The 21,516-nt window shown below is 70.0% G+C and carries 21 protein-coding genes and 1 pseudogene; 10 read left to right on the forward strand and 12 right to left on the reverse strand.

Annotated elements, in window-relative coordinates:
* Nucleotides 1-90 precede the first annotated feature (90 nt).
* Nucleotides 91-1,368, forward strand: coding sequence for an SGNH/GDSL hydrolase family protein (locus OHA73_RS39070; protein ID WP_327657519.1), 1,278 nt, complete (start codon nucleotides 91-93; stop codon nucleotides 1,366-1,368).
* A gap of 51 nt (nucleotides 1,369-1,419) precedes the next feature.
* On the opposite strand, the gene OHA73_RS39075 is transcribed toward OHA73_RS39070, so the two are convergent.
* The 5 genes from OHA73_RS39075 to OHA73_RS39095 all read right to left on the reverse strand — a co-directional run bounded on the left by OHA73_RS39075 (nucleotide 1,420) and on the right by OHA73_RS39095 (nucleotide 5,612).
* A complete protein-coding gene (locus OHA73_RS39075; protein WP_327657520.1) occupies nucleotides 1,420-1,614 on the reverse strand; it encodes a hypothetical protein in 195 nt (64 codons plus the stop codon).
* Nucleotides 1,615-1,750: 136 nt separating this feature from the next.
* Entirely contained in the window at nucleotides 1,751-2,791 is a 1,041-nt protein-coding gene (locus OHA73_RS39080) for an aldo/keto reductase (protein ID WP_327657521.1), read from the reverse strand.
* Nucleotides 2,788-4,227: a sugar porter family MFS transporter gene (locus OHA73_RS39085; protein ID WP_327657522.1), complete on the reverse strand. Its 1,440-nt coding sequence runs from the start codon at nucleotides 4,225-4,227 to the stop codon at nucleotides 2,788-2,790. Before OHA73_RS39085 ends, OHA73_RS39080 begins: the two co-directional genes overlap by 4 nt.
* A 69-nt stretch (nucleotides 4,228-4,296) precedes the next feature.
* The gene (locus OHA73_RS39090; protein WP_267068036.1) at nucleotides 4,297-4,620 is read right to left on the reverse strand and encodes an L-rhamnose mutarotase; all 324 of its coding nucleotides are present in this window, start codon (nucleotides 4,618-4,620) and stop codon (nucleotides 4,297-4,299) included.
* Between the two features lie 293 nt (nucleotides 4,621-4,913).
* Nucleotides 4,914-5,612, reverse strand: coding sequence for a GntR family transcriptional regulator (locus OHA73_RS39095; RefSeq protein WP_327657523.1), 699 nt, complete (start codon nucleotides 5,610-5,612; stop codon nucleotides 4,914-4,916).
* A 164-nt stretch (nucleotides 5,613-5,776) separates the two neighbouring features.
* On the opposite strand from OHA73_RS39095, the gene OHA73_RS39100 reads away from it, so the two are divergent.
* The 5 genes from OHA73_RS39100 (at nucleotide 5,777) to OHA73_RS39120 (ending at nucleotide 11,000) form a co-directional block, all read left to right on the forward strand.
* Nucleotides 5,777-6,733: a ketopantoate reductase family protein gene (locus OHA73_RS39100; RefSeq protein WP_327657524.1), complete on the forward strand. Its 957-nt coding sequence runs from the start codon at nucleotides 5,777-5,779 to the stop codon at nucleotides 6,731-6,733.
* Nucleotides 6,733-7,821 carry a mandelate racemase/muconate lactonizing enzyme family protein gene (locus OHA73_RS39105; RefSeq protein WP_327657525.1) on the forward strand — a complete coding sequence of 363 codons (1,089 nt, stop codon included), beginning with the start codon at nucleotides 6,733-6,735 and terminating at the stop codon, nucleotides 7,819-7,821. Before OHA73_RS39100 ends, OHA73_RS39105 begins: the two co-directional genes overlap by 1 nt.
* Before the next feature lie 77 nt (nucleotides 7,822-7,898).
* Nucleotides 7,899-9,257, forward strand: coding sequence for an MFS transporter (locus OHA73_RS39110; protein WP_327657526.1), 1,359 nt, complete (start codon nucleotides 7,899-7,901; stop codon nucleotides 9,255-9,257).
* Nucleotides 9,258-9,351: 94 nt separating this feature from the next.
* Complete coding sequence (locus OHA73_RS39115) at nucleotides 9,352-10,194, forward strand: fumarylacetoacetate hydrolase family protein (protein ID WP_266723373.1); 843 nt, start codon at nucleotides 9,352-9,354, stop codon at nucleotides 10,192-10,194.
* Entirely contained in the window at nucleotides 10,191-11,000 is an 810-nt protein-coding gene (locus tag OHA73_RS39120; RefSeq protein ID WP_266723375.1) for an SDR family NAD(P)-dependent oxidoreductase, read from the forward strand. The genes OHA73_RS39115 and OHA73_RS39120 overlap by 4 nt, the downstream gene beginning before the upstream one ends.
* 126 nt (nucleotides 11,001-11,126) lie before the next feature.
* Here OHA73_RS39120 and OHA73_RS39125 read toward each other — a convergent pair whose 3' ends face one another.
* Entirely contained in the window at nucleotides 11,127-11,702 is a 576-nt protein-coding gene (locus OHA73_RS39125; RefSeq protein WP_327657527.1) for a TetR/AcrR family transcriptional regulator, read from the reverse strand.
* Nucleotides 11,703-11,826: 124 nt separating this feature from the next.
* Here OHA73_RS39125 and OHA73_RS39130 point away from each other — a divergent pair, with 124 nt between their 5' ends.
* Complete coding sequence (locus OHA73_RS39130) at nucleotides 11,827-12,747, forward strand: zinc-binding dehydrogenase (protein WP_327657528.1); 921 nt, start codon at nucleotides 11,827-11,829, stop codon at nucleotides 12,745-12,747.
* Between the two features lie 360 nt (nucleotides 12,748-13,107).
* On the opposite strand, the gene OHA73_RS39135 is transcribed toward OHA73_RS39130, so the two are convergent.
* The 3 genes from OHA73_RS39135 to OHA73_RS39145 all read right to left on the reverse strand — a co-directional run bounded on the left by OHA73_RS39135 (nucleotide 13,108) and on the right by OHA73_RS39145 (nucleotide 14,972).
* The gene (locus OHA73_RS39135; protein WP_327657529.1) at nucleotides 13,108-13,269 is read right to left on the reverse strand and encodes a hypothetical protein; all 162 of its coding nucleotides are present in this window, start codon (nucleotides 13,267-13,269) and stop codon (nucleotides 13,108-13,110) included.
* Complete coding sequence (locus tag OHA73_RS39140; protein ID WP_327658614.1) at nucleotides 13,257-13,481, reverse strand: hypothetical protein; 225 nt, start codon at nucleotides 13,479-13,481, stop codon at nucleotides 13,257-13,259. The genes OHA73_RS39135 and OHA73_RS39140 overlap by 13 nt, the downstream gene beginning before the upstream one ends.
* A 279-nt stretch (nucleotides 13,482-13,760) precedes the next feature.
* The gene (locus OHA73_RS39145; RefSeq protein WP_327657530.1) at nucleotides 13,761-14,972 is read right to left on the reverse strand and encodes an FAD-dependent monooxygenase; all 1,212 of its coding nucleotides are present in this window, start codon (nucleotides 14,970-14,972) and stop codon (nucleotides 13,761-13,763) included.
* Nucleotides 14,973-15,053: 81 nt separating this feature from the next.
* Between OHA73_RS39145 and OHA73_RS39150 the strand changes: the two genes are divergently transcribed.
* Complete coding sequence (locus OHA73_RS39150; protein WP_327657531.1) at nucleotides 15,054-15,533, forward strand: MarR family transcriptional regulator; 480 nt, start codon at nucleotides 15,054-15,056, stop codon at nucleotides 15,531-15,533.
* A gap of 17 nt (nucleotides 15,534-15,550) precedes the next feature.
* Here the strand turns inward: OHA73_RS39150 and OHA73_RS39155 are convergent, their stop codons facing one another.
* A complete protein-coding gene (locus OHA73_RS39155; protein WP_327657532.1) occupies nucleotides 15,551-16,453 on the reverse strand; it encodes an alpha/beta hydrolase-fold protein in 903 nt (300 codons plus the stop codon).
* A gap of 421 nt (nucleotides 16,454-16,874) precedes the next feature.
* Between OHA73_RS39155 and OHA73_RS39160 the strand changes: the two genes are divergently transcribed.
* Nucleotides 16,875-18,077 (forward strand): IS110 family transposase, encoded by a 1,203-nt coding sequence (locus tag OHA73_RS39160; protein ID WP_327657451.1) that lies wholly within the window; start codon nucleotides 16,875-16,877, stop codon nucleotides 18,075-18,077.
* 39 nt (nucleotides 18,078-18,116) lie between these two features.
* Here the strand turns inward: OHA73_RS39160 and OHA73_RS39165 are convergent.
* A pseudogene (locus tag OHA73_RS39165) lies at nucleotides 18,117-18,476 on the reverse strand (hypothetical protein); the annotation flags it as partial.
* Nucleotides 18,477-18,750: 274 nt separating this feature from the next.
* On the opposite strand from OHA73_RS39165, the gene OHA73_RS39170 reads away from it, so the two are divergent.
* A complete protein-coding gene (locus tag OHA73_RS39170) occupies nucleotides 18,751-20,151 on the forward strand; it encodes a hypothetical protein (RefSeq protein WP_327657533.1) in 1,401 nt (466 codons plus the stop codon).
* Nucleotides 20,152-20,261: 110 nt separating this feature from the next.
* Here OHA73_RS39170 and OHA73_RS39175 read toward each other — a convergent pair whose 3' ends face one another.
* Nucleotides 20,262-21,443 (reverse strand): S1 family peptidase, encoded by a 1,182-nt coding sequence (locus OHA73_RS39175; protein WP_327657534.1) that lies wholly within the window; start codon nucleotides 21,441-21,443, stop codon nucleotides 20,262-20,264.
* Nucleotides 21,444-21,516 lie beyond the last annotated feature (73 nt).

The following is a 21,516-nucleotide window of genomic DNA, read 5'->3' on the forward strand; positions in this document are numbered from 1 at the left end:
TCGCCGCCAGGGCGGTGTGTGTCCGTCGAACCACGAGAAGAGTCGAACCACGGGAACAGTCGAACCACGACAAGAACGGAGACAGCTCCGATGCTGTCCGACCCACCACGTCCCAACGGACAGTGGCGCACCCGCCGCGGATTCCTGCGGACCATGATCGGAGCGCCGGTCGTCCTCGCCGCGACGGCCGTCCCGATGACCGCCGCGTACGCGACCACACCCTCGCACCAGGACACGCGACGAAACCGGGTCGGTGCCTGGTCACCCAGCATGACGACCGGCGGCCCCGCCTTCGCGGACCAGACCATCCGGATGGTCGTGCACAGCAGCGTCGCGGGCTCGGACGCCCGCATCACCCTCTCGAACCGCTACAGCCCCGAACCGCTCGGCGCAGCGGCAGTGACGATGGCCGTGCAGGCGACCGGCGGCGAGGCGAAGCCCGGCACCACCCGGCGCATCACCTTCGGCGGGTCGGGCCGTGTCACCATCCCCGCCGGCAAGGAAGCGATCAGCGACACCGTCCCGATCACCGTCGAGGCCGAACAGAACCTGCTCGTCAGCCTGTACGTGCCCGCCGCGACCGGCATGTCGACCTGGCACTCGGACGCCTTCGACACGACCTACCTCGCCTCCGACGACCACACCGGCGACGACAACTCCTCTGCGTACACGGCCACTTCGACATCCTGGTACTACCTGGCGGGCCTCGACGTCCTGTCCCCGACGGCGCGGGGCACCGTCGTCGCCTTCGGTGACTCCATCACCGACGGCTACCACTCCTCGACCGGCACCTACACCCGCTGGCCCGACTTCCTCGCCCGCCGCCTGGCCGCCGAACCGGGCCCGCAGAGGCTGAGCGTCGTGAACGCCGGTCTTGGTGGCAACCGGGTCCTGACCGACGTACCCAACCTGTGGCAGGGTGTGAGCGCGCTCAAGCGGTTCGACCACGACGCCCTCGGCCGGCCGGGTGTCACGCACGTGATCCTCTTCGAGGGCATCAACGACATCGGCAACAACGCGGGGCCCGACGGCGGTCCACTCACCGCCCAGGACCTGATCGACGGCTACCGCACCCTGATCGGCCGGGCGCGCACCGCAGGCGTACGGGTCATCGGCGCGACCCTGATGCCCGACAAGGGCAACGGCTACTACACACCCGCCGCCGAAGTGATACGCCGTGACGTCAGTGCCTGGATCCGCACAGGCCGCGCGTACGACGGCGTCATCGACTTCGACCGGGCCATGCGCGACCCCGCGGACCCTGCCGCCCTCAACCCCGCCTACGACTCCGGCGATCACATCCACCCGAACGACGCGGGCATGAAGGCCATGGCGGATGCCGTCGACCTCGGACTGTTGCGGCGCTGACCCGGGGGCCGGAGGGAAGGGCCGGGCCCGCCACGAGCTTTGAGGTCGGGGCTACGAGGACGGCGCCGGCGGAGGCTCGGGCCAAGACCGGCGTACCTGACCATCGGTCATGGCGGACGTGCGTGCGTCGGCGGGCAGGTCCATGCCGAAACCACTCAGCAGGACCTCGGCGTGGCCTCCGAGCTCGTCCTGCATCCCGGAGACCGGCTTCGCTTCGAGGTCCGCGTGGGCGAGGACGATGTCCAACGCCTGGTCCCGCGCCCGCCATTGGGCTGCCGCGAGCAGATAGTGCAGCAGGGCCCGGCCGGGGTCCGGTACGGTTCGTCACCGCCTTCTCCCACAGCGCGGACGACATCGACCAGCTCCTTGACGCGGTCCGCCGTCACACTCGCTGACCGACGTACGGCTCCCGCGGTACGTCGACGAGCCTCGCGGCCGTCTTCAGATCCCGCCACATGGCGTCAGGGATGGGGCGGCGGAACTGGGCCGCCGCGTCGTGGACCTGCTCGGTGCTGCTCAGTCCGAGGAGGACGCCCGCGACAGCAGGGTGGCCGAGGGGGAAGCGGGCGGCGGCGCGCAGTGGGACGCCGTGGCTCCTGCACACCTCCTGGAGGTGAAGGGCCTGGTCGAGGAGGTGGGCGGGTGCCGTCGCGTAGTCGTACGTGGAGTCCGGGCAAGGGGCCGCGAGGAGGCCGGAGTTGAAGACACCGCCGGCGACGACCGAGACATGTCGGTGCAGTGCCTGCGGCAGCAGGTCGTCCCGAGCGCTCTGGTCGAGCAGGGTGTAGCGGCCGGCGAGGAGGACCACGTCGATGTCGGTGTCGCGGACGAAGCGGGTGGGCATGGCGGACTGGTTCATGCCGACGCCGATGGCCCTGATGACACCTTCGGCGCGCAGCTGTTCCAGTGCCGGGTAGGCCTCGTCCAGGGCCTGTCGCTCATGGTCGTCCGGGTCGTGCAGGTACACGATGTCGACCCGGTCCAGGCCGAGTCGGCCGAGGCTGTCCTCCAGGCTGCGGCGTACGCCGTCGGCGGTAAAGTCCTGCCTGCGGCGGTGGGTCGCGGGCACGGCGAAGCCATGGGCGAGGTCGTCGCCGTGCGGGGCGGGGAGCGGTTCGAGTACCCGGCCGACCTTGGTGGACAGCGTGTACGTGTCGCGGGGGCGGGCGCGCAGCGCGTCGCCCAGTCGGCGTTCGGACAGGCCGAGGCCGTAGTGCGGGGCCGTGTCGTAGGTGCGGAACCCCTCGTCCCAGGCGCACTCCAGGACGCGCGCGGCCTCCTCGTCGTCGATCGCGCGGAACAGGTTGCCGACGCCCGCGCCGCCGAAGGCGAGCGGGGTGGTCCACGCGGCGGAGCGACCCAGCGGGACACGGGGGAGCGGGCGGGGCGTGTCCGTGGCTCCGCCGTCGCCGTGCGGGGTCATGTCGCCGCTCCGGTAGGGGAGCGCACCGGCTGACGCAGCCAGAGTGCCTCGATCTCCTCCAGTGACTTGCCGGCGGTCTCCGGAACCTTCCGTGCCACGTACCAGGCGGCCACCGCGGACAGCAGCGCGAACACACCGAACACCGCGGCGCCGATCGCGTGCAGCACATCAGGGAAGACCAGCGAGAACAGGAAGTTCATCAGGTACTGCGTGAAGGTGATCACGGCCATGCCGACGGCGCGGGCGCGCAGCGGAAGTACCTCGGGGCAGTACAGCCAGAAGACGGGACCGAGGCCGATGCCGAAGGCGAAGGTGTACACGAAGACGCACGTCACGGCGACGACGGTGACGTCGGGGAACAATGCGAGCACGATCATCGGCGGCACCTGGGCGACCAGGGACAGCGTCAGCAGGCGGACCCGGCCGAGCCGCTCGATGAACGGCAGGGACACCGCGGTGGACACCACGAGGGCCGCGCCCACGCAGTAGTTGGCGATGGTCCCCGCGCTGCCGGAGTCGGCGGTGAGGTGCTCGAAGATGATCGGTGCGTAGTAGACGACCGCGTTGATGCCGGTGAAGACCTGGAAGAAGGTCAGGATCAGCGTGATGCGCAGGGGCGCGCGATAGTGGCCCGTGAACAACTCCCGCAGCCCGGTGTGCTGTTGGGCCAGGCTGCCGCGGATCTCGGCGACCTCGGCGGTCGCGTCCGCCGGGGTGGTGCGCAGGGTCGTGAGGACCGCCTCGGCGTCGGCCTCGCGACCGCGCATCATCAGCCAGCGCGGTCCCGCCGGGCTGGTGATCATGCCGATGAAGAAGACCACCGCCGGTATCGCCCCGAGTCCGAGCATCCACTCCCAGGCGCCCGACGCGGACAGTACGTCGCCGACGGTGAAGGCGAGCAGGATGCCTACGTTGACGGCGAGTTGGTACAGCGCGGTGATGCGGCCGCGCAGATGCTTGGGCGCGAGTTCGCTGAGGTAGATGAGGCCGAACATGTTGGCCAGGCCCACGGCGAAGCCGAGGATGAAGCGGGACGCCATGAGTACGGGGGCGTTCGGTGAGACCGCGCAGCCGATCGAGCCGAGGACGAAGATCGCCCCGGCGAGGATCAGCAGGTGGCGCCGGTCCCAGCGGCGCGCGGCGAAGGCTCCGGCGGCGATCGCGGGCAGCGCCCCGAGCAGCAGCAGGCTGGTCACCAGGCCCTGGCCGGTGGTGCTGAGCCCGAACTCCTCGGTGAGCGGGGCCAGCGCCCCGGAGATCGCCCCGGAGTCGTAGCCGTACAGGATGCCCGACAGGCCGCCGAGGACGGCGACCGCGTACACGCGACGCGGCAGGGGGCCCGGGCTGTCGGTGTGCTCGCGTGGCTCTGGCGGCCCTGGCTCCGGCTCTCGCCCTGGCTCGCTGTCCGCGTGGCGGGACGTGGGTGTCTGCGTCATGGTGTGGCCTCTCGTTGGGCACGGAGGTGAGAGAGGGGTGGGGCGGGGCAGCGACTGTCGGCCCGGCCCTCACTTCATGAGGAAGACCTGTTCCATCGGCGTCCACCAGCCGTCGGGGCCGGCCTCCTCGACCGGCTCCTGGCAGGGGTCGGTCAGCTTCCACCACTCCTGCGTCGCCTCGTCGGCGGCCATCCGCGCGACGTCCGCCCGCAGGTCGTCACCGTGGTACTCGAAGTAGCTGAACAGCCGGTCACCGAGCAGGTGGATGGAGTAGTTCGCGATGTGGCAGCGGCGCAAGGTGTCAAGGACTGCCTCGGGTACGTCGCGGTGCAGTGCGCGGTACTCGTCGATCCGCTCCGGACGCACCCGGATCACCTGTGCTACGCGTTCCATGCGGTGAAGTACCCCTTTCGGCGGCCCGCCGGTGAATGGGGATCGGTAGCGATCTCGAGGAGCGTCGACTCACTGGGCATGCCGCTCACTGGACATGCCACTCACTGGACATGCCACTCCGACGCAATCGACGCCGATCCTGTTCGTCTTCCGTGTCGTGGCCGGAAATCCAATACGATCTGGCTCGGCCATGCTGGGCCAGACTTCCGGGGCAGTCAACCCTTCCGGGCTGAAGTTCCAGTGGTGACAGGCGCGTTCGGGGTGTGGCGGGTCACGCCAGGCCCCTGGTCGGTTCAGGCGCGAGCGGATCCGGGGCGCCGGGGCGGGCGCGGCGAGGGGGCGTGCGGGCGGTGTCGGACCCGGCTCGAGCGCAGGTGGGCGGCCATCGCCTCGGCGGCCTTCTCCGGGTTGCGATGGGCCACGGCGTCCACGATCCGCTCGTGCTCGTCGATCGTCGGCTCGGCCGCTCCCGGTGCGCTGTTGAGGCGGAACATGTGCAGGTGTGCGTGGAGGCGGGTCACCGCCTCGGCCAGCAGCGGGCGGCCCGCCGCGTAGGCCAGTGCGTCGTGGAAGTCCTGGTCGAGCAGGGCGAATTGCCGGTAGGCGGAGTACTTGGCGCCGGTCTCCGGGTGTCGGCGCATCTCCTCGACGATGGACCGCAACTGCCGCAGATCCTCGTCGTCCGCGTTCTCGGCGGCGAGGGACGCGGCGCGGGGCTCCAGTAGCAGCCGCATCTCGAACAGATCCGTGAGGGCTTCCGGATCGAGCAGGTCGGTGGCGCGATAGCCGGCGTTCGGACGCTTGACGACCAGTCCGTCCGACTCGAGTCGGACCAGGGCCTCGCGGACGGGGGTGGCCGACACGTCCAGCCGACGGGCCAGGCCGTCGATGCTCATACGTGTGCCGGGCTCGATCTCATGGTCCATGACCATGGCCTTGACGGCCTCATACACGCGATCGGTCAGCACATCGTGTCGGTTCTCATCCACCATGCCAGGAATCATAGAGAATCCGGGACTCAACCGGGGTGGGGCATCGGGCTTCGGGTCGCCTGAGGGGTCGGCCGGAATGCACTGCGCGCAACCCATTGCCACGCGCCCATTCCTATAGCATTCTGTGCCGCGCATGCATTTCCTATAGGAACGCGAGGTGTGCGGTGAGGGGAAGTACGCCCCGGCTCGACCCCGTCGCGGTGGTCGGCCCCGGCTCCGTAGGCCTCGCGCTCGCGGCCCGACTCGCCGGGCAGGGGCACCCGGTGACCCTGTGCGGCAGACCCGGAAGCCCGCCGGTGTCCTCGGTGACGTGGAGCGACGGGCGCGAGACCCGGACCGTCGACGTGGAGTGGCGCGGCGACCCGGCCGAGGTACGTCCCTTCGCCCAGGTGGTGGTCGCGACGAAGCTGTACCAAGGGGAGGCGGCCCGGGCCTGGTTGGAGCGGCTGGTCGACCGGGACACCCTGGTGATCGTCGCGCAGAACGGGATCGAGCACCGCGAGCGGGTGGCTCCGCACGCCGCGGCGGGTCAAGTGGCCCCGGTTCTGGTGCACTTCAATGCCGAGCGGTGTGACCGGGACCTGGTGGACATCCGGCAGGACGGCCCGGGTCTGGTCGTCGGCGACGACGCACCGGGACGCCGTGCCCGCGCACTCCTCGACCGGACCGGACTCGGCGTGCACACCAGCGCCGACTTCACCACGGCGGCCTGGGAGAAGCTCATGGTCAACGCCGTCGCCAACCCCGTCACGGCACTCACCTGCCGTCGGGTCGAGGTCTTCGGTGACCCGTCCGTCCGGGACCTGTCGGCCGCCATGCTCACCGAAGTGGCCGCAGTGGGCCGGGCCGAGGGCGCCCGGCTGCCGGCCGAAGCCGTCGACGACGTACTCGCATGGATCAACGCCCGTCCGGCCGGGGCCGGTTCGTCGATGCTCGCCGACCGTGTCGCCGGCCGTCGCCTCGAGTACGACGGGCTGCTCGGGGCGGTGATCCGCCGGGCCCGCACACACTCGCTCGCCGTGCCGATGTGCACGGCGGTCCTCGCGCTCGTCGCCGCGCTCGACACCACGCCCTTCGCGGCCGCAACACCACATGACCCCTTCAAGCGTCAGGAGCAGTAGTGGCACACGTGATCAAGGCGGAGGCCTACCTCGTCGACATCGAGGTGGAGACCGTGCGTACGGATGCGACGCAGGCCTTCCTCAAGCAGGAGACCTTGTTCGTCGAGGTCGCCACGGACGACGGGCTGACCGGGACCGGCTACTCGTACACGATCGGCACCGGCGGCCGGGCCGTCCTCGCCATGCTCCGCGACCATCTGCTGCCCTCGCTCATCGGGCACGACTCCCGTGAGATCGAGGGTGCCTGGCGCACCATGTACAACAGCACGCGGGCCACGATGGTCGGCGCGATCACCGCCCTCGGCCTGGCCGCGGTGGACCTGGCGCTGTGGGACCTGCGCTGCCTGCGGGCGGGCGAGCCGCTGTGGCGCGTCGCCGGGGGACACCGGTCGGCGGTTCCGGTGTACGACACCGAGCACGGCTGGCTGCAGCTCGACGAGGACGAGTTGGTCGCGGGCGCCCTCGCGGCGCGTGACCAGGGCTTCTCCGGAGTCAAGGTGAAGATCGGCAAGCCGAACCCCGGCGAGGACGCGGCGCGCATCCGGGCGGTCCGCGAGGCCGCGGGCCCCGGCCTCGACATCATGGTCGACGCGAACCAGGCCTTCACCGCCGCCGAGGCCGTGCGCCGCGCCGCCCTCCTGGAGCCGTACGACGTCGGCTGGTTGGAGGAACCGCTCCCCGCCGAGGACGTGGCCGGGCACGAACGACTGGCCGCCTCGACGACGATCCCCGTGGCAGTCGGCGAGTCCATGTACTCACTGGGCCACTTCCGCGAGTACCTGCAGCGCGGCGCCGCCGGCATCGTGCAGCCCGACGTGTCCCGGATCGGTGGCATCACGCCGTGGCTGAAGGTGGCCCACCTCGCCGAGGCCTTCAACGTCGAGGTGTGTCCGCACTTCCTGATGGAGATCCACGTCAGCCTCACCGCCGCCGTGCCCAACGCCCGCTACGTCGAGTACATCCCGCAACTCCGGGCGGTGACGACACATCAGTTGCGGATCGCCGACGGCCTCGCACACGCCCCGTCCGAGCCGGGCCTCGGCATCGCCTGGGACCGCGACGCGATCGACGACCGCCGGGTCGCCTGACCCGCGTCCCTGACCTGCGCTTCTGGCCCCGCATCCCCACCCGTCCCGCTGTCCGCTCCCGCACCAGGAGGACGACGATGTCCACCTTGACCACGGTCGAACCCGCCACCGCGGCGGCCGTGCAGCGCCGCAGAGTGCTGCTGGCCTCGCTCGTGGGCTCGGCCCTCGAGTGGTACGACTTCTACCTCTACGGCACCGCCGCGGCCCTGGTATTCAACAAGGTCATTTTCCCGTCGTTCGACGCCACGGCCTCACTGTTCGCCTCGTTCGGCACGCTGGCCGTCGGCTACTTCGTACGGCCGCTCGGCGGCATCGTCTTCGGCCGCCTCGGCGACCTGTTCGGCCGCAAACGGGTCCTGGTCCTCACCCTGCTCGTGATGGGCGCCTCCACCGTCGGCATGGCGCTCGTCCCGACGTACGAGCAAGTGGGCGTGCTCGCCCCGATCCTGCTGGTCGTCCTGCGCGCGGTCCAAGGACTCGGCGCGGGCGCCGAGTACGGCGGGGCCGCCGTCCTTGCGGCGGAGTTCTCCGAGCCCCGAAAGCGCGGGCTGTTCGGGACGGCGCCCAGCATCGGCGTCTACATCGGCATCCTCCTGGCCTCGGGCGCGTTCGCGCTGGTCACTCAGCTTCCGGAGGACCAGTTCCTGGCCTGGGGCTGGCGTATCCCGTTCGCGGCCAGCGTCCTGGTCATCGCCCTGGCCCTGGTCATCCGGCTGCGGCTGACGGAGAGCCCCGCCTTCGAGGCGGCGCAGGAGCGCACCGAGACGCAGGAGGTCTCGCCGGTACGGGACGTCGTACGCCATGAATGGAAGGCCGGGCTCGTCCTCTTCGGCCTGCAGACCGCGCAGAACGTCGTCGCCTACCTCAACCTGACGTTCCTGGCCGCGTACCTCACCGACACCCTCAAGATGTCCAGCTCGACGGGACCGCTCGCCGTCACGGTCGGCACGGCGGTGACGGCCGTGTCGCTCCCGCTGTTCGGCTGGCTCACCGACCGTGTCGGCCGCAAGCCGGTGGCCCTGGCAGGGACCCTCTTCTCCGCCGTCTTCGTCTTCCCGTACTTCTGGATCATCGACCACGCGCACAGTTCGCTCCCCGTCACTCTTGCCGTGGTGGTGAGCATGGGCATCGGGGTGGGCTGCATGTTCGCCCCGCAGGCCGCCTACTTCAGCGAGCTGTTCACGGCGCGCTCACGCTTCAGCGGGCTCTCCCTGTACCGGGAGGTGGCCGGCGCGGTGACGGGCGGACTGACCCCGCTCATCGCCGTCGCCCTGGTCGCCGCGGCCGGGGGCCGCTCCTGGGGGCTCGCCCTGTTCGTCGTCGCCGCGTGTGTCGTCGGCAGCGCGGCGGTGGCCCTCGGACCCGAGACACGGGGCCGCGACCTCGCCGCGACGACCGTCTCCGAACTCCGTGCCTCGACCGGCACGTTCCGCTGAACCACCCCTCGAACAGGCCCTCTTGAGCGCCCGCCCGCAAGGACAGTGCTCAGGAGGAGACAGCAACGCATCAGCAAGACATCAGGAAGGCATCATGCGTATCGCCCGCCTCGGCCGCCCCGGCCAGGAGATCCCCGTCGTCCTCGACGGCGACCGCGTGCTCGATCTGCGCGGAGTGACCCCGGACGTGACACCGGAGTTCCTCGAACACGGTCTGAACAGCCTCGACGTGACCACCCTGCCGGAACTCCCGGACGCCGCCGGTCTGCGCCACGGCCCGCCGATCACCCGGCCCACCGCGGTCGTCTGCGTCGGCATGAACTACGCCAAGCACGCGGCCGAGTCCGGCGCCGAACCACCCACCGAGCCGGTGGTGTTCCTCAAACACCCCAACACGGTGGTCGGCCCCGACGACCCGGTCACCATCCCGCGGGGCAGCACCATGACGGACTGGGAGGTCGAACTCGGCGTCGTCATCGGCAAGCGCACGAGCTACCTCGACTCACCGGCCGACGCCGCGGCCCACATCGCCGGCTACGTCCTGGTCAACGATGTCTCCGAGCGCGAGCTGCAGCTGCACACCTCGGGCGGCCAGTGGTCCAAGGGCAAGTGCGCGCCGACGTTCACGCCGGTCGGACCCTGGTTGGTCACCGGCGACGCACTGGACCCGGCGGCGGTTCAGCTCCGCAGCCGCGTGGGCGGCGAGCCGCGGCAGGACTCAAGCACCGCGGACCTGATCTTCTCCGTGCCCGAAGTCCTGTACCGGCTCAGCCAGTTCATGACTCTGGAGCCCGGCGACCTGATCCTCACCGGCACCCCCGAGGGAGTCGCCCTGTCCGGACGCTTCCCCTACCTGACGGCCGGGGACGTCGTGGAGCTGGAGGGCGAAGGGCTCGGAAAGCAGCGCCAGACCATGGCCGCGGAGGGAACCCGATGAACGAGGAGACGACACCGATGACCGGGACCTCGCCGAGGGCGACACACACCTCCGAGTACGCGGGTCTCGTCGCCGTGGTGACCGGCGGTGCGTCCGGGATCGGCCTGGCCACGGCCCGCGAACTGCACGCCCGTGGCGCCGAGGTGGCCGTGCTCGACCTGGCCGAGTCGGACGAGCCGTTCCTGCACGTGCGCTGCGACGTGACGGACGACGACGCCGTCCGTACGGCCATCGAAACGGTCACCGACCGGCTCGGGGGCGTGAACGTCCTGGTCAACAACGCGGGGATGGGCGCCCAGGGCACGGTCGAGGACAACGCCCCCGACGAGTGGCACCGCGTGCTCGATGTCAACGTGGTCGGCATCGCCCGCGTGACGGCGGCGGCCCTGCCGGCCTTGCGCAAGGCGGCCGCCGGAGGGGAGGGGCACGCGGCGATCGTCAACATGTGCTCGATCGCGGCGACCGCCGGGCTGCCGCAGCGCGCCCTCTACTCGGCGAGCAAGGGCGCCGTCCTGGCACTCACTCGCGCCATGGCCGCCGACCACCTCCGCGAGGGCATCCGCGTCACCTGCGTGAACCCCGGCACGGCGGACACACCTTGGGTGAACCGCCTCCTGTCACTCGCGGACGACCCCGAGGCCGAACGCGCCGCCCTGGCCGCCCGCCAGCCCAGCGGCCGCCTGGTGAGCGCCACCGAAGTCGCGTACGCGGTCGCCTACTTGGCCAGCCCGCACTCCGGCGCCACCACCGGCACGGACCTTGCCGTGGACGGCGGGATGCAGGGGCTGCGGCTGCGGTCCGAGTGAGGTCGGGTCCGACGGCTCGGCACGTGCCCCAACCAGGACACGGCCGTGCCGTCGGCAAGCCCCTCAACCGGCTCGGTGGCAGGCGCAGAGTTCCGTCAATGGGCCTTCAGGTGGACACCCCGACGATCAGTCACGGCGGATCAGCGCCATCGCCATCTGCTGGACGGAGCGGGTGAAGCGGCGAGGGTCGTCAGGTGGTGTCATGTGACGGATCAGGTCGCCGTCAAAGGCCGCGAGTACGGCGTGGGCGAGGAAGTCGGCGTCGAGATCGGGGCGTTCGTCGGCGAACAGGGTGCTGAGATGGCCGTGCCAGAGCTGGTAGCTGGGGTCGCGGTACTTGTCCTCGGCGCAGGCCTGTCCGTGTGCGGACAGCAAAGTGGCGTTGCCTTCGGCGATCGCGCCGAGCGCGTCGAGAAAGGCGAGCAGTCGCTCCGGTGCGGGCGCTCCGGGCCCCAGGGGTGGGGGTCCGTTCCCGACCGCGTCGCGCAGTTCCCGGGACCTCTCTTCCAGCAGCGCTTGCAGTAGTCCGGCGCGGTTGGCGAAGCGCCGGAAGACGGTGCCTTTCCCGACTCCGGCAAGGGCGGCAACCCGGTCGAGTGACACATGGTCGCCGCCGCCCTCGCTCAGGAGTTGCTCGGTCGCGCGTAGCACCGCGCGACGGTTACGGGCCGCGTCGGCGCGTTCGGCCCGCTGTGCAGTCATGGGCATCCCTCGGCTAGACGGACTGTCGGTCCGCATACTACCGTGCATCAAACGGACTACTGGTCCGCATAATGCGCATCTACAGGCATGCCCACAGGCGTGTCTACAGGGAGGCATCATGGTCATGCGCGCGCTCATCGTCGATCCCGACGCTCCCGGCTCCCTGCGTCTGGGGACGACCGCGGAACCCCAGGCAGCACCACACCAGTTGGTCGTCGATGTCCGGCACATCTCGCTCAACCGTGGCGAGGTGGCGTTCGCAGGGCGACTCCCGGCCGGGACCGTTCACGGCTACGACGCTGCGGGTGTCGTCGTACGTGCCGCGACAGACGGCACGGGACCGTCCGTAGGAGCCAGGGTCACGGCGTTCGGTGCCGGCGCATGGGCCCAGCGGATGGCTGTGGACACCAGCGCGGTGGCCGAAGTACCTGCCCAGGTCGACCTCGCCGACGCCGCCGCACTTCCGATGGCCGGCATCACTGCGTTACGCACGCTGCGCTCCCGCTCCATCCTGGGCCGACGCGTACTGATCACCGGCGCGGCCGGCGGCGTCGGCCGCTACGCGGTCCAGCTCGCGGCCCTGGGAGGTGCCCAGGTGATCGCCTCGGTGGGCTCGTCGACACGAGCCGACGGCCTGGCCGAGCTGGGCGCCCACCAAGTGGTGGTCGGCCTGGAAGGCATCGACCGGCCGGTCGACCTCATCCTCGACAACGTCGGCGGCCAACAGCTGGCTGCCGCCTGGGAACTCCTCGCGCCGGGCGGGGGCGTGCAGAACATCGGCTGGGCTTCTGGCGAACCGGCGGTGTTCGCGCCGTACTCGCTGTTCTCCGTGGGGCCGGCCAAGACGATGACCACGTTCGGTGACGTCCATGAGGTCGGCCCGGACCTGGCAACCCTGCTTGATTTCGTGGCAGCGGGGAGGCTTTCACCGGAGGTCGACCGGCGCGGTTCCTGGGAACGTGTCGCCGAGGCCGCCCAAGCGCTGCTGGACCGGCGCATCGCGGGCAAGGTGGTTCTGGATGTGGAGCGGGCGGCGGCCGACTGACTGAGCCACAGCCGGGCGGTGGAATGCGGCTTGCCCTGGTTCGCGGGCACTGCGGGCTGAACGCGATCAAATGGGCTTCCGGGCTCCAGGTCAGTGGCTACGCCCTGGACGATGGCGGCGAACTACGCTGGACTGGATGGCCGTTTGTAGGTGGCCGTCACCGCGGCGGCGAGAGAACCGTTCAGGAACGACCGCCGGTGCAGGGCGCCTTCCTTTGGCTTTCTCTCGCCGGTGTCTCTGCCTTCGTTCTCGTGGCCTTCGTTCTCGTGCGTGTTGTCGTTCCTCGACTCCATTGACTCCTCCGTCGCGTCCGAACGGCCGGTAAGTCAAAGGGAATTGGGTTGCCGCAGTGGCGTGGGCCTATCGCGACTGGCGCATGATCCAGTCCCTGATGTCCGGGATGGAGTAGGCGATGTGCCAGGTGCCCATGTGGGCGCTGGCACCCGAGCCGGATGCCACGGTGGTGCCGGTTTCGAAGCCGGCGTAGTTGACCGGGGCCTGCTGCTTCTTCAGGGTGCGCACGTCCGCGGCGAACTGTGGTCGAGGTAGGTGATGTTCAGGCCCAGCGGCATCATCGCGCCCATCGACTGGCCGGTGGTGCAGCGCCGGGCCTTGGTGACGGTGTGGTCGGCGACGGCGAACGTCGAGGTGGTCAGCGTCGAGGTGTCGATGTCGCGGTCGTACTCGACCGCGACGGCGATCAGCTTCTGGCCGTCCCCGAAGACCTTGGTGATCGCGGTGGCACTGCGGACATGAGCGGACGGTGACGAACGTACGCCTGGCTACCAATGCAGACTCCTTGGCTGGCGGGAGGCCATCACGAGGTCCGGTGATGGTTCGCTTTCGAGGAGAACCGGACGTGGTCGCCCACTTCGAATTACCGTCCCTGCAGGGCTACTTGAACGTTCCGGTTCCCAGCGACGGGGAGACGCTACTGAGGAAACTTTTCAACTTGCTGTGCATGGCGGCACAGGCGGGGGCGATGCGCCTCCTCGCCATCAGCGTGGGTGCGCTCACTGCCGCGCAAGTCCGCCGTCCTGGACTGCTGCCGAGGCATCCCAGTCGATGTGGTGGCCGTACGTCTGCCGTGACTGTTCGCCGTTGGCCAGCCGGGGCAGGAGCAGTGGCATCAGCAGATCGCGGACGATCCGTCCGACCGGGCCTGCGGCCTTGTTGTTGTTGATCCGGGCGGCCTGCTTCACGATCCGTTCGACGCGCGGGCGGCGCAGTGCTTCGTACGCGGCGAAGGCACCCTCGATCGTGGGCAGATCGCGCAGCGCCTTGGCGAGCTCCACGGCGTCCTCGATGGACAGTGAGGCGCCCTGGCCGGATGTCGGCGAGGGGGCGTGGGCGGCGTCACCGATGACGATCATCCGGCCGCGGTGCCAGGCCGGGACGCCCAGCATGGCGTGCATCGGGCTCGCCGGGGTGATCTCCTGGCTCGCGCGGATCAACTCGGCGGCAGGGCCCGCGTCATCGGCGAACAGGGCGGTGAGTCGGCGTCGCCACTGCTCGGCGTCGATGGCCTCGACCTCGCCGCGGGCCGGTTCGTCCTGGCGCGGCAGGTTGGCGAACCACCAGACCTCACCGTCGGGCGCGGGGGCGTAGCCGAAGAAGGCGCGTTTGCCGAACACCATCTGGTAGCTGCCCACTTCCGTGTTCACCGGCACACCGCGGGTGTAGCCGCCGAGACCGATGAGGCCGGAGTAGGCGGGGGCGGGTGCCGCGGGGTCGATGAGCCCCCGGACCGTCGAGTGCAGCCCGTCGCAGCCGATCAGCAGATCGCCGTACTCCTCGCTGCCGTCGGCGAAGACCGCGCGGACGCCGTCGCCCGTGTCCTGTGCCTCGACCAGGCGCTTGCCGTGCTCGATGCGGATGCCGCGGCGCAGGGCCTCGTCGCGCAGCCCGCGATACAGGTCGGCGCGCTTGAGTGTCCGGCTGGTGATCTCCCCGTCCGGCCGACTGGTGCGCACCCGGCCCAGTGCCTTCCCGGTGGTGGAGACCATGTCGATGCCCGGGGTCTCGAACCCCGCGGCGCCGACCGCCGTGTCGGCCTCTATGGCGCGGAGGGCGTCGATGCCGTTCGAGCCCAGCGTCAGGAAGACGCCGACGTTCTCGGTGCCCCCGGCGTGGGCCTCGTGGACCGTCGCGTCGACGCCGGCCCGCTGGAGCGCCATGGCGGCGGCGGGCCCGGCTATGCCGCCGCCGATGATCAATGCCTTCACGTTGAGTCGCCTCTTCCATCTCGTTGATCACAGTAAGTTATTTAGATCTATCGAACTAAATAGTATGGCTACGATGCCGCTGTGACAAATCACGAGGAATCCGCACGGCCCACCGGTCGGGAGGAACTGGTGGACGAGGTGCTGCTGGCCGGCCGCGAACTGTCCACCGCCGCCGTTCTCTTCCACACCGCACTCGCCTCCCGCCAGGGGCTGAGCGCCACGGACACGAAGGCGCTGGACCTGGTCGCCCGGCTCGGACCGATGACGGCCGGCGACCTCGCTCGCCATCTGGCCCTCAAGCCCGCCTCCGTCACCGCCCTCATCGGCCGCCTGGAGGACAAGGACGCCCTGCGCAAGGCCCCGGACCCGGGGGACGGCCGCAAGGTGGTGCTGCACTTCAACGAGGAGTTCGCGGCCCGCAACCTGCACTACTTCGCCGACCTCGTCGGTTCACTGCGGGAGCTGTGCGAGCACTACACGGACGAGCAGCTGGCGACGATCGCGTCCTTCACGAGGGAGGCGGCACGCCGGCAGGCGGAGGCGACGCAGAGGTTGGCCTGATCCGGGGCCCGCGGGCCTCAGTGCCCGGTCCGCCGGGTCTGGCGGAAGATCCAGTCCCGGATGCCCGGGATGTCGTACGCGATCTGCCAGGTCCCCATGTGCGCGTTCGTCGCCGTGGAGTTGGCCGTCACCGTGCCGGTCTGGAAGGCCGCGTAGTTCACCGGCGCCTTCTGCTTCTCCAGGTTGCGGACGTCGGCGGCGAACTGTGCGGCGGTGGCTCCCGCGTCCCAGACCGCCTTGCCGACGCTCGTCCCCTGCGCCGCGATCACGTCGGTGATCGCGTTCTCGCCGGGATACGCCTTCGCGTCGTCCTGGGAGACCGCGATCCAGAGGTTCTTCCGCGCGAGCGGTGCGGCCTGCTCCGCCGGCCACTGCCCGGCGACGATGTACGCCGCCGCGAAGAGGTCCGGGTACGCGATGTTCAGGCCGAGCGACATCATCGCGCCCATCGACTGGCCGGTGGTGTAGCGGTGGTCGGCGTCGACGGCGTACGTCTCGGTGATCTCCTCGACGAGGTGCGCCGTGGTCTCGAAGAGCGCCATCGGCTCGTAGTCGTCGTCGACCACGACCGCCCCGTACTCGGGCGCGAGGACGAACGCCTCGTTCCTGGCCTGGTCCTCGGGGCTCGCCCAGCACACCGCGCCGTTGCCCTGGACCAGGGGCGAGATCGTGTCGATGTTGATCAGGCTCGCGTCGTGCATGAAGAGGACCAGCGGGTAGCGGCGTCCGGGGGAGCCGTGCCGGTGGCTCTTTGGTACGAAGAGGTTGTAGCGGAGCGTCTGGCCGGTGGCCGGGTCGTGGAAGGTGAACTGCCTGAAGTCGTCGACGACGAGGTTGGTGACGGAACTGGTGGTGACGGGCGTGGAGTTGGTCGGCAGGGTGCCGCCGTGGACGGTGGCGACGGGGCCGGTCTGGGTCACGGTGGCCGACGCGGGCGTGAGGGTGGCGTTGCTGGGGGTGGTGTCGCCGACCTTGGGGCCGCCGGCGCTGGCGCCGGTGCCCCCGCTCGGGCTCGGACTGGGGCTCGCACTCGCGCTCGTACTGGCGCTGGGGCTCGCCGTGTCGCCTCCGCCTCCGCCTCCCCCGTTATGTTTTCTGCGGTCCTGCAAGAGGGCCGCTGGCCTCCGGGCCCGGCATGACTGTGTCCCCCTGTCCAAGATGACCTGGGGGGTGGTGTTCACCGGGCCCGAGAGGTGCCGTCGGAGACGCTGATAAGAGGCCCGACCACCGTCCGGTCCGGCGCAATGCCGAGACAGTTCACGGACGGCAGGTCTGCATAACGTGGATGCGCGAGAACGACACCGACGCCAAGGCCAGCCGCACCAAAGGAGTTGAAGCACGATGTTCGACACCAGCGACGTCGGCGTGTTCCTCGGCCTGGACGTCGGCAAGAGCACTCACCACGGCCACGGGCTCACCCCGGCCGGCAAGAAGGTCTACGACAAGCCACTGCCCAACCGCGAGCCGAACCTGAGGGCCGTCTTCGACAAGCTGGCCGCCAAGTTCGGCACCGTGCTGGTGATCGTGGACCAGCCCGCCTCGATCGGCGCTCTACCGCTGACCGTCGCGAGAAACGCGGGCTGCAAGGTCGCCTACCTGCCGGGACTCGCGATGCGCCGAATCGCCGACCTCTACCCCGGCGAGGCGAAGACCGACGCAAAGGACGCCGCGGTCATCGCCGACGCGGCCCGCACCATGCCGCACACCCTGCGCTCGCTGGAGCTCACCGACGAGATCACCGCCGAGCTGACCGTGCTGGTCGGCTTCGACCAGGACCTCGCGGCCGAGGCCACCCGCACCAGCAACCGGATACGCGGCCTGCTCACCCAGTTCCACCCCAGCCTGGAACGCGTCCTCGGACCCCGGCTCGACCACCAGGCCATCCCCTGGCTCCTGGAACGCTACGGATCCCCGGCCACCCTGCGAAAAGCCGGACGCCGCAAGCTCGTTGAAGTGATCCGGCCCAAGGCCCCGCGGATGGCCGCCCGGCTGATCGACGACGTCTTCGACGCGCTCGACGAGCAGACCGTGGTGGTCCCCGGAACCGGCACGCTCGACATCGTCATCCCCTCCCTGGCCCGGCAACTCGCAACCGTCCACGACCAACGCCGCGCCCTGGAAGCCCAGATCAACACCCTGCTGGAACAACACCCTCTTTCCCAGGTCCTGACCTCGATGCCGGGGATCGCAGTCAGGACCGCCGCAGTCTTGCTGGTCACCGTCGGCGACGGCACCAGCTTCCCCACCGCCGCCCACCTCGCCTCCTACGCCGGCCTCGCACCGACCACGAAGTCGTCCGGGACCTCCATCCACGGCGAACACGCACCACGCGGCGGAAACCGCCAGCTCAAGAGAGCCATGTTCCTCTCCGCGTTCGCGGCCCTGCACGACTCCACCTCCCGCACCTACTACGACAAGTGCCGGGCCAGAGGAAAGACCCACACCCAGGCCCTCCTCCGCCTCGCCCGCCACCGCATCAGCGTGCTCTTCGCCATGCTCCGCGACGGCACCTTCTACGAACACCGAACCCCACGCCTCGCTTGACGAAAGACATAGAGGCACCCCCCCCCCGCCGCCCGTGCTCCATAGCAGTGCCCCGTCGTCGTCCGGGGAGAGCTCGACCATGACGTACCGGCCGTCCCTGCCGCGTTCGGCGAGCTCGGGTGTCCGGTTCGCATAGACCTTCGTCACCGTCCGGTCCGCGACCTCGAAGGCCGATCCGGAGAGCGCGGAGTTGTCGATGTCGCGGTCGTATTCGACCGTAAGGGCAATGAGCTTCTGCCCGGCGCCGTACACCTTGGTAATTGCTGTGGCGCCTTTTATGTGCCCGGCCTGTGAGGCCGCCGCATCCTGGGCGCTGGCATTGCTTACGGACAAACCGCCGGCCGCGGCAAGGCCGGAGACGGCCGCCGTACCGGCGATGAATGTGCGCCTGTCCACCATGACGACTCCTCGTTCGGAACGATCGCTGAGGCTGCTGGTCGATCGCGCCGGACATTACGCCGGATCATCGGGAACGTCTCCCGGCCACCTGTGAATTTCCATCGGGAAAACGGGCGCGCAGCAATTCCGTGCCAGGTGAAAGTGGGTGGCCGGTATTGATGACGAAGCATGCAATCTTTGGTTTCACTCCCTGGTCGTTGTTGCACGGCGAAAGTGCCTGTGATGCTGCCCGCCGTTACGTCTGCCGACCGAGTGCCGACCATGGAGGACCGCAGTGACCGAGCAGCAGGACGACACAGGCGACATGGGGCCGAGCCGCAGATCGTTCATGGCCCTCACCGCTCTGGCGGCGGCCGTGCCCACTCTCATGGGCGGCGCCACGGCGGCCGAGGCGGCTTCATCCGGCTCTGATCGATCCGGTTCCGATCGATCCGGTTCCGAGTTGAAGGCCGGCGCGGGCAAGGCGGTGTTCACGCCGTCCGCCGCGATCCTCCCGCTGGACAAGTTCACCTCGGTCCACGACGACCTGCACGCACGCGTCCTGCTTCTTGAGTCCGCGGGGAAGCGCATGGCCCTGGTCGTACTCGACCTCACCTCGGTCAGCGCGGAGGCGATCGGCCTGATCCGCGCGGCCGTCACCGGGGCCACCGGCGTCACCGCCGCCGACATCATGGTCACCGTCACGCACTGCTTCTCGGCGCCGCACGTGGCGGCCAGTACCTCCTCCGCGAGTGCGGCGGCCTACGCCCGGAACATCGTGGCCGCCACCAAGAGCGCCGCCGAGGACGCGGCCAACGGCCTGCGGTCGGCCCGGATCGGCTACGGCGAGGGCCGGGCCGACGTCAACGTCAACCGCAATGTCTCCACCGCCGACGGCTGGTGGCTCGGCGTCAACGAGCAACTCCCCTCCGACAAGGGCGTGTACGTCGCCCGCGTCGACGACCTCGACGGCAACCCCCTCGCCCTCCTCACCAACTACAACGTGCAGTCCTGCGTGATGCAGGACTCCGTGATGGCCGACGGCAATCTGCCGATCACCGCCGACCTGGCCGGCGCCGCCGTCGCCCACGTCGAGGAGGCCTACCCGGACGCCGTCGGCTTCTGGCTGGTCGGGGCGTGCGGCGACCAGTTCCCCGGCCTGCGCGCCAAGCGGTACACCATCGACAAGGACGGGCACTGGACATACGGCGTCGACCTGAAGGACGCGGGCTTCGCACTCCTGGAGACGCAGGGCGAGCGGCTCGGCAACGAGATCGTGCGGGTCTCCGAGACAATCACCCGTTACGCGAGCGGCAGCAGGGCCCCGGTGCGCCTGGTCACCGACTCGGTGACCACCACTCAGATCACGGGCCCCGGAGCCAGCGCCCCGGTCAAGACCGCCACGTTCACCCCGGGAGACAGCGCCGAGGTGCCGCTGTGGGTCTTCCGGGTCGGTGACATCGCCTTCGCGGGAGTGTCACCGGAGCTGTCCACCAGCACGGCGCAGGCGATCCGTGAGGCCTCCCCGTTCACGGGCACCTTCGTGATGTCGATGTTCGAAGGCGGCGCCAAGAACATGCCCGACCGGTGGAACTACGAGCACTTCACGTACGAGGCCCTGGACGGCTTCTACGTCGAGGGCACCGCGGAAAAGGTCGCGGCCAGGATCGAGCGCACGGTGAAGTCGCTGAAGTAGCTGAAGTCGCCTGCCTGGGCAGCCGGGCAGCCGGGCAGCCGGGCAGCCGGACCGTTGTGGCCGACCGGGCCGCTGCTTTCACGCCGCGGACCCGGTCGGCCACACCCTCGTCAGGCGGTGACGAGCGTCAGCCCGTAGGCGTTGAGGATCTCGTTGACCGGCTGGAACCAGGTCTGGCCACCGCTCGTGCAGTCGCCCCAGCCGCCCGAGGTCACGCCCTGCGCCTGGTCGCCGGAGATGAACGAGCCGCCCGAGTCGCCGGGTTCGGCGCAGACGCTGGTGCCGGTCATCTCGTAGACCGGTCCCTGGCTGTAGTTGACGGTTTCGTTCTGGGCCAGCACGGTGCCGCAGTGCCAGTGCGACGTCGAGCCGGAGCGGCAGATGGACGAGCCGACGGGGGCCACCGCCGAGCCACGCACCAGGACATCACTGACGGTGCCCCAGCCGAGCACGACCGGCGTGGTCCACCAGCCGTTGCCGATCGGGATGTAGGAGTAGTCGTTGCCCGGGAAGGACGAACCGGCGAACGTGCCCATCGCCGACCCGTCCCAGCCGACAACGGAGCTGCCCGCCGTGCCGCAGTGCCCCGCGCTGACGAAGCCGCCGACCACCGAGAACCCTATGGAGCAGCGGGTGTTGCCGTTGATGTAGTACGGGTCGCCGCCGACGGTGCCCGCGGCGAAGGTCCGTGGCGTCTGCCCTGCTCCGGCGCGGCGCACGCTGAGGAGCCCCGCCTTGCGTGCCGGGGCCAGGAACTCCCGGACAGCGGCGCTGTGTTCGGAGCCCTCGCGTATGTCTGCCACCACGCTGTTCGTGCGGGGATCGACGCGCCAACTGCGGACGGCCATGGGGGCGCCGTCCGTCTTGGCAACGTTGTCGAGTGTCGACTTCGCGGCGTCGAGCGCCCGGGCGCTGTGCGCCACCCGCACGACCGAGGCGCCGGTGTCGCGTACTGAATCAGCGGCCGGGCCACCGGATTTGGTGAGTCCGACGACGAGGGTGCCGCGTGCCGGGTCGTACCAGGTGCCGCCGAAGTCCTGACTGGCCGCACGCTCGGCCCGGGGCGCGAGTTCGGCTGCGGCGGCTTCCTGGTGCAGCCGGGCGCGGGCCTGTGAGGTGGTGAGCCCGAGGTCCCGCTGCATTGCGGTGGCCAGGCCGGGGGAGAGGGCGCGTGCGGACGAGGACTCCGTAGCCGCGTCGGCCGCGGCGGCGGGGGACGTCAGGCCCAGGGTGGCGGCGCCTAAGGTCAACAGGACGGCGAGAGCAGAGCGGAGTCCGGTCGTACGTCTCATGCGTGAGCTCCTTCATTTCCGTGTGGGGCGGGAATGGTACGGACCTGCGACGTACTGTCGACCTGATGTCGCG

Source organism: Streptomyces sp. NBC_00483 (assembly GCF_036013745.1).
Classification (GTDB): Bacteria; Actinomycetota; Actinomycetes; order Streptomycetales; family Streptomycetaceae; genus Streptomyces.

Bases quoted from the DNA above. Each gene is read 5' to 3' on its own strand.
- OHA73_RS39115 (WP_266723373.1), top strand. From the start codon at position 9,352: ATGCGTATCGCCCGCCTCGGCCGCCCCGGCCAGGAGATCCCCGTCGTC.
- OHA73_RS39120 (WP_266723375.1), top strand. From the start codon at position 10,191: ATGAACGAGGAGACGACACCGATGACCGGGACCTCGCCGAGGGCGACA.
- OHA73_RS39085 (WP_327657522.1), bottom strand. From the start codon at position 4,227: ATGACGCAGACACCCACGTCCCGCCACGCGGACAGCGAGCCAGGGCGA.
- OHA73_RS39070 (WP_327657519.1), top strand. From the start codon at position 91: ATGCTGTCCGACCCACCACGTCCCAACGGACAGTGGCGCACCCGCCGC.
- OHA73_RS39175 (WP_327657534.1), bottom strand. From the start codon at position 21,443: ATGAGACGTACGACCGGACTCCGCTCTGCTCTCGCCGTCCTGTTGACC.
- OHA73_RS39130 (WP_327657528.1), top strand. From the start codon at position 11,827: ATGCGCGCGCTCATCGTCGATCCCGACGCTCCCGGCTCCCTGCGTCTG.
- OHA73_RS39095 (WP_327657523.1), bottom strand. From the start codon at position 5,612: ATGGTGGATGAGAACCGACACGATGTGCTGACCGATCGCGTGTATGAG.
- OHA73_RS39160 (WP_327657451.1), top strand. From the start codon at position 16,875: ATGTTCGACACCAGCGACGTCGGCGTGTTCCTCGGCCTGGACGTCGGC.
- OHA73_RS39110 (WP_327657526.1), top strand. From the start codon at position 7,899: ATGTCCACCTTGACCACGGTCGAACCCGCCACCGCGGCGGCCGTGCAG.
- OHA73_RS39090 (WP_267068036.1), bottom strand. From the start codon at position 4,620: ATGGAACGCGTAGCACAGGTGATCCGGGTGCGTCCGGAGCGGATCGAC.
- OHA73_RS39125 (WP_327657527.1), bottom strand. From the start codon at position 11,702: ATGACTGCACAGCGGGCCGAACGCGCCGACGCGGCCCGTAACCGTCGC.
- OHA73_RS39080 (WP_327657521.1), bottom strand. From the start codon at position 2,791: ATGACCCCGCACGGCGACGGCGGAGCCACGGACACGCCCCGCCCGCTC.